The sequence below is a fragment of the Streptomyces sp. NPDC050619 genome (genome assembly GCF_040654815.1).
Taxonomy (GTDB): Bacteria; Actinomycetota; Actinomycetes; order Streptomycetales; family Streptomycetaceae; genus Streptomyces.
In genome coordinates this window covers 351,447-364,368 of record NZ_JBFAIR010000002.1, presented here as the reverse complement: position 1 = coordinate 364,368, position 12,922 = coordinate 351,447, and the positions used below count along the sequence as shown (strand labels likewise).

Annotated in this window: 11 protein-coding genes; 7 read left to right on the top strand and 4 right to left on the bottom strand. The window is 70.8% G+C overall.

Features of this window, described 5'->3' with window-relative positions; translation table 11 throughout:
• Complete coding sequence (locus AB0I77_RS04655) at positions 1–366, top strand: DUF742 domain-containing protein (protein WP_363280866.1); 366 nt, start codon at positions 1–3, stop codon at positions 364–366.
• Positions 353–985: an ATP/GTP-binding protein gene (locus tag AB0I77_RS04650; RefSeq protein WP_363280865.1), complete on the top strand. Its 633-nt coding sequence runs from the start codon at positions 353–355 to the stop codon at positions 983–985. The genes AB0I77_RS04655 and AB0I77_RS04650 overlap by 14 nt, the downstream gene beginning before the upstream one ends.
• On the opposite strand, the gene AB0I77_RS04645 is transcribed toward AB0I77_RS04650, so the two are convergent.
• Together AB0I77_RS04645 and AB0I77_RS04640 are read right to left on the bottom strand one after the other, a co-directional pair.
• Positions 966–2,468 carry a M81 family metallopeptidase gene (locus tag AB0I77_RS04645; RefSeq protein WP_363280864.1) on the bottom strand — a complete coding sequence of 501 codons (1,503 nt, stop codon included), beginning with the start codon at positions 2,466–2,468 and terminating at the stop codon, positions 966–968. The two genes, AB0I77_RS04650 and AB0I77_RS04645, sit on opposite strands and share 20 nt — an antisense overlap.
• Before the next feature lie 14 nt (positions 2,469–2,482).
• The gene (locus tag AB0I77_RS04640; protein ID WP_363280863.1) at positions 2,483–3,646 is read right to left on the bottom strand and encodes an ROK family transcriptional regulator; all 1,164 of its coding nucleotides are present in this window, start codon (positions 3,644–3,646) and stop codon (positions 2,483–2,485) included.
• 187 nt (positions 3,647–3,833) lie between these two features.
• Here AB0I77_RS04640 and AB0I77_RS04635 point away from each other — a divergent pair, with 187 nt between their 5' ends.
• Genes AB0I77_RS04635 through AB0I77_RS04615 form a run of 5 tightly spaced genes read left to right on the top strand, consistent with a single transcriptional unit; the run spans position 3,834 to position 10,053 of the window.
• The gene (locus AB0I77_RS04635) at positions 3,834–5,627 is read left to right on the top strand and encodes a peptide ABC transporter substrate-binding protein (RefSeq protein ID WP_363280862.1); all 1,794 of its coding nucleotides are present in this window, start codon (positions 3,834–3,836) and stop codon (positions 5,625–5,627) included.
• Positions 5,628–5,637: 10 nt separating this feature from the next.
• Positions 5,638–6,597 carry an ABC transporter permease gene (locus AB0I77_RS04630; protein WP_363280861.1) on the top strand — a complete coding sequence of 320 codons (960 nt, stop codon included), beginning with the start codon at positions 5,638–5,640 and terminating at the stop codon, positions 6,595–6,597.
• A 20-nt stretch (positions 6,598–6,617) separates the two neighbouring features.
• Positions 6,618–7,490 carry an ABC transporter permease gene (locus tag AB0I77_RS04625; protein ID WP_363281145.1) on the top strand — a complete coding sequence of 291 codons (873 nt, stop codon included), beginning with the start codon at positions 6,618–6,620 and terminating at the stop codon, positions 7,488–7,490.
• On the top strand, positions 7,487–9,130 hold the full coding sequence (locus AB0I77_RS04620) for an ABC transporter ATP-binding protein (RefSeq protein ID WP_363280860.1): 1,644 nt from the start codon (positions 7,487–7,489) through the stop codon (positions 9,128–9,130). Before AB0I77_RS04625 ends, AB0I77_RS04620 begins: the two co-directional genes overlap by 4 nt.
• A 5-nt stretch (positions 9,131–9,135) precedes the next feature.
• The gene (locus AB0I77_RS04615; RefSeq protein ID WP_363281144.1) at positions 9,136–10,053 is read left to right on the top strand and encodes an ROK family protein; all 918 of its coding nucleotides are present in this window, start codon (positions 9,136–9,138) and stop codon (positions 10,051–10,053) included.
• 34 nt (positions 10,054–10,087) lie between these two features.
• Here AB0I77_RS04615 and AB0I77_RS04610 read toward each other — a convergent pair whose 3' ends face one another.
• Positions 10,088–11,572 (bottom strand): aromatic amino acid lyase, encoded by a 1,485-nt coding sequence (locus AB0I77_RS04610; RefSeq protein ID WP_363280859.1) that lies wholly within the window; start codon positions 11,570–11,572, stop codon positions 10,088–10,090.
• A gap of 10 nt (positions 11,573–11,582) precedes the next feature.
• Positions 11,583–12,539, bottom strand: a complete 957-nt coding sequence (locus AB0I77_RS04605) for an ABC transporter substrate-binding protein (RefSeq protein ID WP_363280858.1) — start codon at positions 12,537–12,539, stop codon at positions 11,583–11,585.
• Positions 12,540–12,922: the final 383 nt, after the last annotated feature.

The window sequence follows — 12,922 nt, the reverse complement described above, 5'->3', positions numbered from 1 at the left end:
GTGAGCGGAAGCGAGGCGGCGGCGGGCCGGCTGGTACGGCCCTTCGCCCTCATCGGTGGACGGACCCGGCCCAGCCGCGCCGACTTCACCCTCATCACGACGGTGACCGCGGTGGATCCGCCGCCGGACCGGGCCCCTCGGCCGCAGCCCGAGCAGGCCCGGATCCTGCGCCGGTGCGCCGACCCGGTCGCGGTGGCGGAGCTCGCGGCGCTGCTGGACCTGCCGGTGAGCGTGATCGTCATCATGCTCTGCGATCTGCTGGAGGCCGGCCTGATCACCGCCCATCCGCCGCATCCCGTCACCCGAGACCCGGAACTGGACCTGGACCTGCTTCAGAAAGTGAGGGACGGCCTTGGCCGGCTCTGATACCGCCACCCCGGCGGCACCCGCCACTCCGGCGGCACCCGACACCGTCAAGATCCTCATCGCCGGGGGCTTCGGCGTCGGCAAGACCACCATGGTCGGGTCGGTCAGCGAGATCGCCCCGCTGCGCACCGAGGAATCGCTGACCTCGGCGGGCCTGGGCGTCGACGACCTCGACGGCATCGAGCAGAAACGTGCCACCACCGTGGCCCTGGACTTCGGCCGGATCACGATCAGCGACGAGCTGGTGCTCTACCTCTTCGGCACGCCCGGGCAGCAGCGGTTCTGGTTCATGTGGAACGACCTGGCGGTCGGTGCGCTGGGCGCGGTGGTGCTCATCGACGTCCGCAGACCCGAGTCGAGTTTCGCCGCCGTCGACTTCTTCGAGTCCCGGGGCATCCCGTTCGTCGTCGGCGTCAACGGCTTCCACGGACGGCATCCGTACCCGGCCGAGGACATCCGGGAGTCCCTGGCACTGCCGGCGCACGTCCCGGTGCTGCTGTGCGACGCACGCGAGCGCGGCTCGTCCCGGGACGTGCTGATCGCCCTGCTGGACCAGTTGATCGCCGAGGCGGACGCGGGCGGCGGCGACACCGGCGGGTTCACTCGTCCGGTCCGCTGAGCGCCTCGTCCGACGGCGCGATCAGCCGGGCGGTGAGGTCCGGTTCGGCCATTTCCGGGTCGAAGGGGAACAGCGGGCGGCGGATACGGCGGTGGCCGAGGCGGGTCAGCTGCTGGTCGACGCCGCCCGGGGTGAGCGCCATCTTCCAGTCGGCGGCCATGGCGAACAGCTCGGGCTCCAGATAGCCGATCTTGACGATGACGACGTCGGCGGCCCGGGGATTCAACTCCAGGCCGGTGAAGTCGTGTTCGTGGTGGTACGGCTTGCGCAGCCGGGTGAGGATCACGTGCACGCTGCCCACCCGCAGCACCACCTCGGCCTCCGCGTCCCGGTCGCCGTGCCGGATGGCGTGGACCTCACCGGTCAGGGTGAGCGGGCCCGCGTGCCGGTCGTCGACCTCCGCTCCCGCGGTGACGGTGACGCTCGCGCCGACGCCGGCCCGCACGGCCGCCTCCACGGCAGCCGGGCCCGGAAGTGACGCGTAGATGACCGTCGGGCCGGACGGGTCCTTGAACTCCGGGCGGTCCAGAACCTGTTGGAGGCCCCAGGTGACGTCGCCGGCGCCGCCCGCCGTCGGGTTGTCGCCGGTGTCGCTGACGAAGTAGGGGCGTTCCCGGGAAGCCAGCGCGGCGTCGAGGCACTCGTCCAGCGTGCCTGTCGGCGCGACGAAGTCGAAGTCGTGGCGGGCCTGCCAGAAACCGCGGGCCAGTCGCTCGGCGCCCGTGGTGACGGCATCGGCCGCGGGCCCCGTGACGACGACAGCGGCCCGGTTGCGCGGTTCGTCCGCCCAGGCGTAGCCGACCCAGATCGCCGCGTCCGTCACGCCGTGCGCCGCCTCGACCTCCTCGACGGCCGCGTAGACGCTCTTCGCGGGTTCGATCCGGGTGGAGGTCTGCTCGCCGGCCAGCAGCACCGGCACCGGGATCCAGGCCTTGACCGGGCGCGGCGCACCGCTCGCCAGCAGGTCGACGAGGTTGCGGGCCGCGCGCTCCTTGGTCTCCATGGCGTCCTCGTGCGGGGCCATGCGGTAGCAGGTGATCAGGTCGCTCTGGTGGACGAGGTCGCGGGAGACGTTGCCGTGCAGGTCCATGGAGGTCGACACGAGCACGCGCGGGCCGACCACTTCACGGACGCGGTGCAGGAGTTCGGCCTCGGCGTCGTCGAGTCCCTCGACCGTCATCGCGCCGTGGATGTCGTACCAGAGGCCGTCGATGGGGCCCAACTCCGTGAGCCTGTTGAGGAGTTCGGCGGCCAGTTCGGCGTACGCGGCCGTCGTCACCGTACCGCCGGGCATCGCCTTGCCGACGAGCGCGCCGCGCCAGTCGGCGGCGGCCCGCAGGGGCTGCCCGGCGGCGAGGAAGGGGTAGCGGGTCAGGATGTCCGCCCCCCGCTGCGGGTGGAAGGCGGGGACCTCGGTGCGGGCCGGGGAAAAGGTCGAGGACTCGATGCCGAGTCCGGCGATCGCGATGACAGGACGGGACATGGCTCCTCCGGGAGTCAGGACTGATGGCCGGTGACCGCGCGCAGCGCGTGCGCCAGGGCCCGTTGCAGCGCGAACTGGCCCGCGCCGACGAGACCGGCGTCGGCGCCGAGCCCGGCCCGCTCGATGACCAGATGCTCGGTGACCAGGGGATGGCAGCCCTCGTAGAGCTGGCTGCGGACGGCGGCGACGAAGGGTTCCAGGGTGGACAGGATCCCGCCGAGGTACACCGCGTCGGGGTTGAAGAAGTTGACGTTGGCCGCCAGCACCATGCCGAGGTAGCGGCCGGCCTGGCGCACGGCGCGGGTCGCCTCGGGGTCGGCGTCCAGGGCCAGCCGTACGACGTCCTCGGTGGACGCCACGTCGAGCCCGCGCTCGCCCAGGATGCGCACGAGGGCCGCGCCGGAGGCGACGGTCTCCAGGCAGCCGGTGTTGCCGCAGGAGCAGGGGGTGTCCTGGGCGGCCTCGACGCGGACGTGGGTGATCTCGCCCGCGGCGCCGGTGCCGCCCCGGTAGAGCCGTCCGTCGGCGATGACGCCCGCGCCGATGCCCGAGCCCGCCTTCACCATGATCGCCTGACGGTGCTCGGCCGGCCGGACGCTGTGTTCGCCGACGGCCATGCAGTTGGCGTCGTTCTCGATGGCCACCGGCACCCCGAACCGGTCCTCCAGCCAGTCCCGCACCGGGAACCTGTTCCAGCCGGGCATGCGCGCGGGCAGCGTGACCAGGCCCGGCTCGACGTCGACCGGGCCGGGCAGGCAGAGGCCGACGCCCCGCAGCAGGTCCCGTCCATGCCGGCCGGCGAGGCCTTCGAGGGTCTCGGCCAGTCCGGGCAGCGCCGCCTCGGGCCCGTCGGCGGTCGCGAACGGCACGGTGGAGACGTCGGTGAGACCGCCTCCGGGGTGGACGACCCCCACGCGGACGTGCTTGCCGCCGAGATCGGCCGCGACCGCGTACCCGTCGCTGCCGCCGAGCCGCAGCACCTTGCGCGGGCGCCCGCCGGTGGAGGCCGAGGTGCCCTCCTCGGCGACGAGGCCGTAGTCCAGCAGCTTGCTCACCGCGAACGACACCGTCGACGGCGCCGCACCGAGCAGCGCGGCGAGCTCCGTACGCGTCGACGCCTGCCCGGAGGCGAGGAGTTCGAGGACGCGCGTGGTCAGTGAGGAACTTTTTTCAGGCAAGAGGTTGGTTACTTCCGTCGTCGGCGGCCGAGGCAGCGAGCGTAGGCCAATCGAGCGCCCCTCAGGCTATTTCCAGAACGGCAGAAACAGACTTTTTACAGCAGCGCGTCTGTTTCTTCGAACAGTCGGGGCGTTCACTGGCTCCACCCCCCGCCTTCTGTTTCCCTGTGTTTCCCCGAGGAGAGCCATGTCCCCTGCTCGCACGAGACTTCTTGCCGGTGCTGCCCTATGCGCGGGCACACTGCTGCTCGCGGGCTGCTCCGGGACGAGCGGCTCGTCGTCCGCGTCGAAAGACTCGATCGACTACGCGCTGCCCGCCAACTTCACGCCGAACTGGATCCTGCCGATCGGTACGGCGGCACACCTGAACACCAACAACATCTCCATCGCGGACACCCTGTGGGAGCCGCTCGTCGCCTACGACGGCTCGACCGGGAAGATCGGCTGGAACAAGGCCGGTTCGCTCGCCACCGCCGCCGACTTCGCGTCCGACGGAAAGAGCGTGACGATCACGCTGGGCAACCGCCACTGGAGCGACGGAAAGCCGGTCACCTCGCGGGACGTCGAGTTCTGGTTCAACCTGATCAAGGCGAACAAGGCGGAGTGGGCGGGCTACAACCCCGGCAAGGCGCCCGACAACTGGACGTCCTTCAAGACGGTCGACGACCGCCACTTCACCATCACGTTCGACCAGACCTACAACTCCCAGTGGATGCTGGCCAACGAGCTCAACTCCATCAACCCGCTTCCCCAGCACGCCTGGGACAGGACGAGCGCCTCGGCGACGGTGTCCGACGCCGACCGCACGGCCGCGGGCGCCAAGCAGGTGTGGACGTACCTCAACAACGCCGCGAAGAACATCGGCGGTTACGAGAAGAACGCCCTCTGGAAGACGATCAGCGGCCCCTACGCGGTCAAGTCGTTCTCGACCGCCGGCAAGGTCGTCCTCACCGCCAACAAGAAGTACGACGGCGGCGAGAAGCCGGCCATCCCCACGGTGAACCTGCTCCCCTTCACCACGGCGGACGCCGAGAAGAACGCCCTGCGTTCCGGCAGCGTCGACTACGGCTACATCGAGGCGACCGACCTCGACCAGAAGGACAGCTTCACCGCGCAGGGCTACTCGGTGAAGCCGTGGTCGGGCTGGGCGATCACCTACATGCCGTACAACTTCAACAACCCGGCCATGGGCGCCGTCTTCAAGCAGCTGTACGCACGGCAGGCGGTGCAACGCTCCATCGACCAGACCACGTTGTCGAAAGTCGTCTTCAACGGGACGGCGGTGCCCGGCTACGGGCCCATTCCGCAGGGGCAGGCGTCGGACTTCCTCTCGCCGGTGCAGAAGAACAACCCGTATCCGTTCTCGAACGCGGCCGCGAGCAAGCTGCTGACCGACCGCGGCTGGACCGAGCAGGGCGGGGTCATGACCTGCACGAGCCCGGGCAGCGGCGCGTCCCAGTGCGGTGAAGGGGTCGCCAAGGGGACGAAGTTCGAGATGCAGGTGCTGTCACAGTCCGGCTCGACGGTCACGGACAACATGATGAGCGCCATCCAGTCCTCGCTGGCCAAGACCGGGATCAAGTTCTCGATCAAGACCGCGCCCGTCAACTCGGTGCTGTCGCAGACCCCGCAGTGCACCTCCGGCCAGTCGATCTGCAAGTGGCAGCTGTCCTACTTCGGTACGGCGGGCAGCTGGTACTTCAACGCCTTCCCGACCGGCGACTCCCTGTTCCAGACCAAGGGCGGCTCGAACTTCGGCAACTACTCCAATCCGGAGGTCGACAAGCTCATCACCGCGTCGACGACGTCGACTTCGAACAAGGAGATCCAGGAATACAGCGCGGCCCTCGCCAAGGACCTGCCGGTGATCTGGCTGCCGGAGCCCGTCTACCAGGTCTCGGTCGTCAAGAACGGCCTCGGCGGCTTCTCCCAGGACTCGCTCGCCAACTTCCACCCGGCGCAGTGGAAGTGGACGAGCTGAGGCCTCGGACATGGACACGCTTCTCTACCTCACCCGGCGGATCCTCCAGGCCCTGGCCGTGATCCTCATCGTCACCGTCGTGGTGTTCTGTCTGCTGCACGCGCTGCCCGGGGGTCCCGCACGCGGGATCCTCGGCCCGCAGGCGACCGCCGAGCAGATCGCCGCGTTCAACCACGACCAGGGGCTGGACCGCCCGCTGCCGGTCCAGTACCTCTACTACCTGAACACCCTTCTGCACGGCGACCTCGGCACCTCGTACACACTCAACGAGGCCGTCTCCCGGCTGATCGAGCAACGGCTGCCGAAAACCCTGGTGCTGACCGTGCTGTCCGCGCTCGTCGGGCTGCTGCTGGCGATCCCGCTCGGCATGTGGCAGGCGGTGCGCCGCAACAAGCCGGCCGACTACGTCATCACGACGCTGAGCTTCGTCGCGTACTCGACGCCCGTGTACTTCCTGGGGCTCATCCTGGTGCTGCTCTTCACCCAGACCCTGCGCTGGTTCCCCTCCCAGGCACCCCAGGGGGACACGCTGGCGCAGGTCTTCGCGGACCCGGCGGCGCTGGTGCTGCCGGTCGTCACGGGGGCCGCGTCCATGATCGCCGTGTTCAGCCGGTACATGCGGGCGGCGACGCTGGAGAACCTCTCCGAGGACTACGTGCGGACGGCGCGGGCGGGAGGTTCGACGCAGGGCGCGATCCTGTTCAGGCACGTGTTCCGCAACTCCCTGACCCCGGTGGTCGCGATGCTCGGGTACTACGTGCCCGTGCTGTTCGGTGGTGCGCTGGTCGTCGAGCAGTTGTTCAACTACCCGGGGATGGGGCTGCTGTTCTGGTCCGCCGCACAGTCGTCCGACTATCCGGTGCTGCTCGGGTGTGTGCTGGTCATTTCCGTGGCGACGGTGGTGGGGACGTTGCTCGCGGATGTTGTGCAGCGGGTTGTCGATCCTCGAGTGAAGGGGGGCCCGGCGTGAGTGTTTCGGGAGAAGGCCGTATTCAAAGTGCGGGCCGGTGGGGGCTTGTCGCGCAGTTCCCCGCGCCCCTGGTTGCTCGCTTCGCGCGCAACAGGCTGGCCGTCGCCGGGCTCATGGTCGTTTTGCTCTTTCTGCTGTTCTGCTTTGTCGGCCCACTTCTCTACTCCACCGACCAGACCCACACCGACCTCACCCAGGTCAACCTCGCCCCGAGCGGTGCCCATTGGCTGGGCACGGACGCCGTCGGGCACGACGAGCTCGGGCGGTTGATGTACGGCGGGAAGGTCTCGCTGCTTGTCGGGCTCGCGGCCGGGCTGCTGGCTACCGTCATCGGCACGCTGTGGGGTGCGGTCGCGGGGTACGCGGGCGGTTGGGTGGACGCGGTGATGATGCGGGTGGTGGACGCCGGGATCGCGATTCCCGCGCTGTTCATCCTGCTGGTCGTCTCCGCGATCACGTCGCCGGGCACGCTGGGGCTGATCGTGATCCTCGGCCTGGTGTCGTGGCTGGTGCCGTCCCGGCTGATCCGGGCGGAGACGCTCACGCTCAAGAACCGTGACTACGTACTGACATTGCGCGCGACCGGCGGCACGCACGGCCGGGCGATCGTCCGGCACATCCTGCCGAACTCGGTGTCGACGATCGTGGTCGCGGCCACCTTCCAGGTCGCCGACGCGATCCTGCTCGTCGCGTACGTGTCGTATCTCGGCCTGGGCGTCCAGCCGCCGTCGACGGACTGGGGCGGCATGCTGTCGGCCGGTCTGACGGCCGCGTACTCCGGGCGCTGGTGGCTGATCGTTCCGCCGGGCCTCGCGATCATCCTCGTCGTGTGCGCGTTCAACGCGATCGGCGACGGACTGCGCGACGCCTTCGACGTGAAGGGGCGTGGATGAACATTCTGGAGATGGAGAAGCTCGGGGTGACCTTCTCGACGGACACGGGTGACGTGCCCGCCGTACGGGACGTGTCCCTGCGGGTCCGGCCCGGCGAGACGCTGGCGCTGGTCGGCGAGTCCGGGTCGGGCAAGTCGACGGTGGCGCTCGCCGCGATGGGGCTGTTGCCCGGGAACGCGCGGGCGTCGGGGCGGGTCACGGTCGACGGTACGGAGGTCGTCGGAGCCGGTGAGGCGGAGCTCGCCCGGCTGCGCGGCCGTACGGCGTCGATGGTGTTCCAGGAGCCGGCCAGCGCGCTGGATCCGCTGACCCGGGTCGGCGCGCAGATCACCGAGGTCATACGCAATCACCGGCGCGTTCCGCGGGCGGAGGCCAAGCGTGCGGCGGTCGATCTCCTGCGCAGGGTCGGCATACCCGAGCCGGAGCGGCGGGCGTCCGCGTTCCCGTTCCAGCTGTCGGGCGGGCAGCGGCAGCGGGTCGTCATCGCCATGGCCATCGCCAACTCGCCGGGCCTGCTGATCGCCGACGAGCCGACCACCGCGCTCGACGTCACCGTGCAGGCCGAGATCCTGGATCTGCTCCGGGCGTTGGCGGCCGACTCGGGCACGGGCGTGCTGCTGGTCACGCACAACATGGGCGTGGTCGCGGACTTCGCCGACCGGGTGGCCGTGATGCTGCGGGGCGAGGTGGTGGAGACGGGTTCCGTGGAGGAGGTGCTGTTGCGTCCGACTCACGAGTACACGCAACGGCTGCTGGCGGCGGTGCCGCGACTGAGGGTCACCGGGGAGGCTCTACCTCCCCCGAAGCCGGCTTCCGAGGACACTCCTGTGGTCCGACTCCAGGACGTCTCCGTGCGTTTCGGCCGAGGGCCGCATGCCGTACGGGCCTTGGAGGAGGTGTCGCTCACGGTGCGCCCCGGCGAGACCGTGGGCCTCGTGGGCGAGTCGGGATCGGGCAAGTCGACGGCGGCGCGGGTCGCGCTCGGGCTCGTTGTGCCGGTGGCCGGCTCGGTGTCGCTGTTCGGCAGTGACCTGGGGCGGGCGCGGGGACGGGCCCGCCGGGCGCTGCTCTCCGGGGTGGGTTTGGTGCTCCAGGATCCGGTGGCCTCGCTGGACGCGCGAATGAGTGTGGCGGAGTGCGTCGCCGAGCCGCTGCGGACGCACCGGCGCGGCATGCCGGCGGCCGAGCGACGGGAGCGGGTCGCGGAGGCCCTCGAACTGGTCCGGTTGTCGAGGGAGTTGGCGGGCCGAGGGCCACGCGAGCTGTCGGGCGGTCAGCGGCAGCGGGTGAGTCTGGCCCGGGCGCTGGTGCTGCGGCCGCGGCTGCTGGTCGCGGACGAGCCGACGAGTGCGCTGGATGTGAGTGTGCAGCGCACGGTCCTGGAGGTGATCGCCGAGTTGCAGCGCGAGCTGGGGTTCGCCTGCCTGTTCGTCTCGCACGACCTGGCCGTGGTGCAGGAGTTCGCCCAGCGGGTCGTCGTCATGCGGGCGGGTCGGGTCGAGGAGCAGGGGCCGACCATGTCCACCCTGCTGCGTCCGGAGACCGAGTACACGCGCCGGCTGATCGCCGCCGTGCCGGTGCCCGATCCGGTGCTGCAACGGCGCCGCAGGCAATCCCCGAGGACGGAGGCCACCGCGTGACGCACCTGATCGCCGGTGTCGACATCGGCGGTACGACGACCCAAGTGGCCCTGTGCGGGGAGGATCTGAGCGTCGTCGACCGCGTCGAGGTGCCGACCCCGGCGGCCGAGGGCGGGGCGGCGATGGTCGGGGCCGCGCTGGACGCCGTACGTCTGCTGCTCGGCCGTACGTCCGCGCGGTTGCTGGGCGTCGGGGTGGGCGCGGCGGGCCTGGTGGACGCGCGGGCCGGGCGGATCCTCGTGGCGAGCGACTCCTTCCGGGGCTGGGCCGGGTTCGCGGTGACGGCGGCCGTCGAGGAGGCGCTGGGGGTGCCGGCGTTCCTGGACAACGACGTCAACGCGTTCCTGCGCGGCGAGGCGGCGGCCGGCGCGGTGGCGGGCGAGCCGCATGTGCTCGGGATGACGCTGGGCACCGGGGTGGGCGGGGCGCTGTGGCTGGACGGCGGGCTGTACGACGGCCCGCACGGAGCGGCCGGCGAGATCGGCCACGTCCCCGGCTTCGGCGACCTGCCCTGCACCTGCGGCGGACGCGGCCACCTGGAGACTCTGGCGTCCGGGCGGTCGATCGCGGCGCGGTACGGCGAGCGCACCGGGCTGACGCTGAGCGCCCGCGAGGTGGCCGAGGCGGCGGGGGCTGCCGACCCGGACGCGCTCGCCGTGTACGAGAGGGCGGGTGCCGCCGTGGCCCGGGCGATCCTGGTCACGGCGGGCCTGCTGGACGTCACGACCTTCGTGATCGGCGGCGGCGTCACCAGGTCGTGGGCCCTCGTCGAGCCGTCGATCGAACGAACCCTGGCGGCCGAGCCCCCGGTCAGCGGCCACCCGGTACGGGTGCTGCCCGCACGCTTGGGCGACGACGCGGTGACGATCGGCGCGGCGGCCCGGGCACGGGCGGAACTCGGCTCGGTGACGCACGTGCGGTAGGGGCTTCGCTACCACTCCGCCAGTAGGGGCGGCGCTACACCTCCGCGAGTACAGAGAGCAGGTCTGCCGCCGTCGCCACATCCCCCGTCAGCGGACGGTCCTCGGTGCCGGACGGAAGGGCCGCGGTCGCCTTGGCGAACACGAGGACGGGCGGCGGCGCGGGCTGCATGCGCAGTGCCCGTACGGCGGTGACGAGTTCGCAGGCCAGGACGGTGGCGTAGGCCTGTGTCGCGCGCAGTGACTGGCGGGCGGCCTGGGAGGCGAAGCTCGCGGCCTCCTCCAGGCCGTGCGACACGACCGCGTGGCCGGTCGACGCGGGGGCGGCGCTGACACGCAGCTCGGCGAGTGCCGAGTTGGCGGTGTACTCCAGGATCATCGTGCCGGAGCTGCTCGCGGGGCCCGCCGTGAGGTACGCGGGCAGGCCGGTGAGGTCGGCGCGGCCGAGCGCGGTCAGGCGCGCGGCGGAGAGCTGCGCGGTCTGGAGCACGGCCAGGTTCAGGCCGTCCAGGGCGAGGCCCAGGGGCGCGGCGAAGAAACCGCCATGGTGGTAGGCCTCCGTGCCGTCGGCCGCCATCAGCGGGTTCTCCGAGGGGCAGTTGATCTCCACTTCGACGATCCGCCGCAGGGCCGCCGCGGCGTCCAGGGCGCAGCCGTGCACCTGGGGGAAGGCGCGGAAGCCGTACGGGTCCTGGACGCGGCGGGATTCGACACTCGCCCCGCCCAGCAGTCGCCGTACCTCCGCCGCCGCGCGGGCCGCGCCGGGGTACGGGCGCAGGGCGTGCACCGGGGCCGCGTACGCCTCCAGGGAGCCGGAGACGGCGGCGAGGGACAGAGCGGCCACCGCGTGCGAGGCGCGCAGGAGGACGTCGAGGTCGTGGCAGGCCAGCGCCGCCTGGCCGAGCGCGAGGGCGTTGCTGCTGAGGAGGGCGAAGGTGTCGCCCGGCTCGGGGGTCACGGGGGTCGGCAGCCCCTGCGCGCCGTCGCCCAGCCAGGAGTGTTCGCCGATCAGGGTGAGGCCGGTCTCGGCCAGGGCGGTCAGATCGCCGGTGCCGAGACCGCCGTACTCGTGGACCGCCGGGTGGACGCCGAGCCGCAGGGCCTCGGTGAGCGCGTCTATGAAGGCGGGCTGGATGCCGGAGCCGCCGGCGAGCAGCTGGTTGGCGCGCACGGCGAGCATCGCCCGCACCTGGCGGGCCGGGAGGAGCGCGCCGAAGCCGCCGGCGTGGCTGCGCAGGAGCCGCAGGCCGTGCTCGCTCTCGTCGCCCGCGTCGACCGGCACCGAGCGGTGGGCGCCGACGCCGGTGCCGCGGCCGTAGAGCCGTCCGGCGGCGGCGAGGCGCTGGGCGGTGTGCCACGACCGCCGGGCCCGCGCCTGCGCCTCGGGCGGCACGGCGGGTACGGCGGTGCGGTCGGCGAGCCGGACGAGCGAGCCGAGGCCGAGGGAGGTGCCGTCGAGGACGGCGCGGTCACCCCCTGTTCCAGAGGGCGCCCGCGCCGGTCCGTCCGATGTGGTGTCCAAGGTGCGGACGTCAGCTCAGGCCGACCGACTTCAGCCAGTCCTTGGCGACGTCGAGCGGGTCCTTGTTCTCCAGCTGCACCTGGGAGTCCATCTCCAGCAGCGACTTGGTGTCCAGCTTGGCCGAGACCTCGTTGAGGGCCGCCACGCCTTCCTGGGAGAGGCCGCTCTTGTAGGCGAGCGGGGTCACGTTCGCGAAGCCGAAGAGGTTCTTCGGGTCCTGGAGGACGACGAACTTCTCCTTGACGATGGTCGGGTCCGTGGTGAAGATGTCCGCCGCCTGCACGGTGTTCTTCGTCAGCGCCGCCTGGGTCAGCGGGCCGCCCGCGTCGAGGGCCTTGAAGGACTTGAACTCCAGGCCGTACGCGGACTTCAGGCCCACCAGGCCCTGCTGCCGGGTCTGGAACTCGGGCGAACCGCCGATGACCAGCTGCGGAGCGATGGCCTTGAGGTCCGCGAGGGTCGACTCGCCGGTCAGGTTGTACTTCTTGGCGGTCTCCGCGTTGATGCTGACGGAGTCCTTGTCCTCGGCGGGCGACGACTCCAGCAGCGTCAGCTTCGGGTCGAGCTTGGCCTTCGCCGCGGCGTTCACCGCCTCCTTCGACTTCTGCTCCGCCTTCGGGTCCAGGTAGGCGAGCAGCGAGCCGTTGTACTCCGGCAGGACCGTGATGGAGCCGTTCTTCAGCAGGCCGTAGGTGGTCTCACGGCTGCCGATGTTCGGCTTGTAGGTGACCTTGATGTCCTTGGCCTTCAGGGCCTCGCCGTAGATGTCGGCGAGCAGGATGCTCTCGGCGAAGTTGTTGGAACCGACGACGACGGTGCCGCCGTCCGGCGTGTCCTCGGAGAGCGGGTCGGACTTGTCGTCGGAGGAGCCACATCCCGCCAGCAGGACCGTGGCGGCGGCGAGCGCGACGGCGGCCACGCCGGGGTGTTTCCTGAAGGACCTGCTGTGTGCGGCGGTAGAAGTCACGATTTCCGTTCCGGCCTGTGGGGTTCAGTGGGCTTGCGAAGAAGCTCTTCCGCTGATCCAATCCAGCGGGTTCTTGGTCAGTCAAGAGCCGCTTGGTCACCAATTGGCGTCAATGCGCTGCCGAACGAAGATCGTTGCGGATCGGTTGTGATCCGCTCGTGAAGGAAAGACCCACGAACCCGCACCGAACCCCCGGAACCGTGGGCGGGTCGTAATTGATTCTTGACGCAGGGTGGCGCTGGTGGGGGCTGGAAGAGCCTGTAGTCTCGCGGAAGTTGGCGCCGGTCACAGTGGAGTGCGGGGGCCGCTTCGGTGTTGTTTGGCCTTGTTTGGCACCAGTATGAGTGCCGTTGCACACCGTTCCCGTATCGATCAGAAACGGT

Excerpts from the sequence above, each read along its gene's own strand:
- AB0I77_RS04645 (WP_363280864.1), bottom strand. The coding sequence starts at position 2,468 with ATGTCCCGTCCTGTCATCGCGATCGCCGGACTCGGCATCGAGTCCTCG.
- AB0I77_RS04635 (WP_363280862.1), top strand. The coding sequence starts at position 3,834 with ATGTCCCCTGCTCGCACGAGACTTCTTGCCGGTGCTGCCCTATGCGCG.
- AB0I77_RS04630 (WP_363280861.1), top strand. The coding sequence starts at position 5,638 with ATGGACACGCTTCTCTACCTCACCCGGCGGATCCTCCAGGCCCTGGCC.
- AB0I77_RS04620 (WP_363280860.1), top strand. The coding sequence starts at position 7,487 with ATGAACATTCTGGAGATGGAGAAGCTCGGGGTGACCTTCTCGACGGAC.